The sequence below is a fragment of the Vibrio sp. V19_P1S1T109 genome (genome assembly GCF_002241375.1).
Classification (GTDB): Bacteria; Pseudomonadota; Gammaproteobacteria; order Enterobacterales; family Vibrionaceae; genus Vibrio; species Vibrio anguillarum.
In genome coordinates, this window is sequence record NZ_NDIM01000079.1 from 1 (window position 1) to 3,100 (window position 3,100).

The 3,100-nt window shown below is 44.6% G+C and carries 3 protein-coding genes; 2 read left to right on the forward strand and 1 reads right to left on the reverse strand.

Features of this window, described 5'->3' with window-relative positions:
* A partial coding sequence (locus B9J87_RS03700) for a methyl-accepting chemotaxis protein (protein ID WP_141201531.1) occupies nucleotides 1-805 on the forward strand: 805 nt, incomplete at its 5' end.
* 64 nt (nucleotides 806-869) lie between these two features.
* On the opposite strand, the gene purT is transcribed toward B9J87_RS03700, so the two are convergent.
* The gene (gene purT, locus B9J87_RS03705; protein ID WP_094149380.1) at nucleotides 870-2,045 is read right to left on the reverse strand and encodes a formate-dependent phosphoribosylglycinamide formyltransferase; all 1,176 of its coding nucleotides are present in this window, start codon (nucleotides 2,043-2,045) and stop codon (nucleotides 870-872) included.
* A gap of 288 nt (nucleotides 2,046-2,333) precedes the next feature.
* Here purT and B9J87_RS03710 point away from each other — a divergent pair.
* Nucleotides 2,334-3,100: CHASE4 domain-containing protein (locus tag B9J87_RS03710; RefSeq protein ID WP_303396257.1), on the forward strand; the 767-nt coding region annotated here is incomplete at its 3' end.

Sequence of the window (3,100 nt, forward strand, 5' to 3'; positions counted from 1 at the left end):
GGCGAACCCAAACTTTTTGTCCTGTGTTGGGTACAAATTACAAGAAGTGGTTGGTCAGCATCATCGATTATTTTGTGATGATCTATTTTACAAGAAGAACCCGAATTTTTGGGCGTCGCTTGCCAGCGGCCATTTTAAAACGGGATTATTTAAACGTTTTACAAAACATGGCGATGAAATTTGGTTGGAAGCAAACTATAACCCCGTATTTAGTGAAGATCATAAAGTCATTGGTGTGACTAAGTTTGCAACTGATGTCACGCAACGAGTACTGCAAGCTCGGGCGATTAAAGATGCAGCAGAAGTCGCGCATCATACCTCGCAAGAAACGGTACATATTGCTCAACTCGGGACGGGAACGCTAGCCGAAGCCGCTTCCATTGCTAAAGAGATTGATAACGCGATCACTAAGGCGAATACATCGATGACGCAACTGGCCAACCAGTCGCAGCAAATCACCAAAATTGTAACCACCATTACAGGCATAGCAGAACAGACTAATTTGCTGGCGCTCAATGCCGCTATCGAGGCTGCGCGTGCCGGGGAGTATGGCCGGGGTTTTGCGGTGGTTGCTGATGAGGTGCGCTCATTAGCCTCCAATACCACCAAAGCGACCGATGAAATTGGTAATATTGTTAAGCTCAATAGCGAACTGACCAACAGTTCTACCTCTATGATGGGGGCAATTCAAGGCCAAGTCACGGCATGTAACAGCAAACTAGAAGAGACGCAAAAGCTGATTGATGAAATGAGAAAAGCCGCGGACAGTGTGGTTGGTACGGTCAGTGAACTGATTAAAGAGTGAGGCTCTGCAGCGAGTATTGTTGGTGAAGAAAATGAAAGCGAGCCTAGTGGCTCGCTTTGCGTTTTTACAGAATCACTTGCACGCTTTTGGCACATTGAATTGCGTTGTGCAAAGCCTGTTTGAGTTCTTTATCTTTCGCCAGAGCAACCCCAAGCCGACGGCGTCCATCAATGTCTGGTTTACCAAACAGACGAAGTTGAGTATGCGGGATAGACAGTGCTTCATTTATTCCATCAAATTTAAGGTTAGTGGAGGTACCTTGACCTAAAATAACCGCAGATGCCGATGGTCCATATTGGGTAATACTGTTGATTGGCATACCCGTGAACGCGCGCACGTGTAACGCAAATTCAGACAGCTCTTGTGAAATGAGGGTGACCATTCCCGTATCATGTGGGCGAGGGGACACTTCATTGAAGATAACATTATCGCCTTTTACAAACAGTTCAACACCAAATAAGCCGTAACCACCGAGTGCATTAACCACTTGTTCTGCTACATATTCAGCGGCTTTAATTGCGTTAGCCGACATCACTTGTGGTTGCCATGATTCGCGATAATCCCCTTCCTCTTGTCGATGGCCAATGGGAGAGCAGAAATGGACACCATCCACTGCTCGAATCGTCAAGAGAGTAATTTCGTAGTCGAAATCGATAAAGCCTTCGACGATCACTCTCCCAGCTCCACTGCGGCCACCTTCTTGAGCGTATGCCCAAGCGCGGCTAATATCCTCTTGCGTCTTAATCACACTTTGGCCTTTACCTGATGAACTCATCACAGGCTTAACTACGCAAGGCATACCGACATGCTCAATCGCCAGTACAAAATCATTATAGTCATCAGCAAACTGATAAGGAGAGGTAGGTAAGGCAAGAGTTTCTGCGGCTAAACGGCGAATGCCTTCACGGTTCATCGTCAATTGAGTGGCCGTTGCAGTGGGGACCACGTTTAAGCCTTGCGCTTCCAGTTCAACCAGCTTGTGAGTGGCAATTGCTTCAATTTCTGGCACCACGTAGTCTGGTTTTTCGAGTTCGATAATGGCTTGTAGCGCATCTCCATCGAGCATATCCAATACGTGGCTACGATGCGCCACCTGCATTGCTGGAGCGTTGGCGTAGCGATCACAGGCAATCACTTCTAAACCAAGGCGTTGGCATTCAATTGCCACCTCTTTGCCCAATTCTCCGGAACCAAGCAGTAAAACGCGGGTGGCATTTTCACGTGTAGCAGTACCAAACATAGTGAATCCTTACATTCAAGCAATAGGTAATAGCGAAAACAGCCAAAATCATACTAAAATTAAGAATAAAAGCAAACGTTTGCCTTTGTGGTGAGAGATGAGTGATTTCCTGTTCGTGCTGTCGATAGAGTGGTTTGTGTAATATGCAGTAAACGAACTCATATCTGTACAAAATTAAGGCTGAAATAGCAATTAATGTGCAGTAAACAGCATTCGAGAAACTGCGTTAAGAATATGAAGTAATTTCAGTCTAAAGTTTATGTGGGATTGACTAAGAAAAAGACACCTATGGCTATGAAAACTTTCTTACGTTTGCGTTTTATTACTCTACACACGAAAACTGCTCTGTTGTTTTCTGTCGGGTTGGTTGGGATCATTCTTAGCAGCTTATTTATTACTCGCCACTTTTTTTTATATAGTTTGAATGAACTTGAATCAATTGAGATTCATCGAGATAGCAATCAAGCTCAGTCGGTCATTCAAGATCTTTTAGTACAGCAAGAAAAGCGTTCTTATGATTGGGCTTATTGGGATGAAACTTATCTGTTGCTGTTGAATGGCGACACTCAATTTGCTGAGCGCAACTTGTATCCTGATTCCCTCGATACTTTAGGTTTAGACGTTTTGGCTTTCATCACCGAATCCTCGCAATTGGTTGAATACTTATGTCGGGATATTGAACCTGGCACAAACTGTTCGTTAGTGGAACAGTTGATACGCTCACAAGGTGTGAGCGACCATTTAATTCAGATGCATCACACACTTGATGAGGATAAAACTAGCCGCTCTGGCCTCATCCGTGTGGAAAATAGTGTGTGGGTGGTGAGCCTAACTCCGGTGCGTAACAGTGAAGGTACGGCTGATGTTGTGGGGTGGATGCTATGGGGACAGCACTTAACCCGCCGTTTCCCTTCTCAGTATCAGAACCTACTAACCGCTAAAAATGACATTGTAGTTACCGATGCTCCTGTGATTTTACCTGTTAGTCATAATCAAGAAGGTATTGAAAGAGATCAAAATAATATCACGCATTACACCTTACTTAGTGATATGAC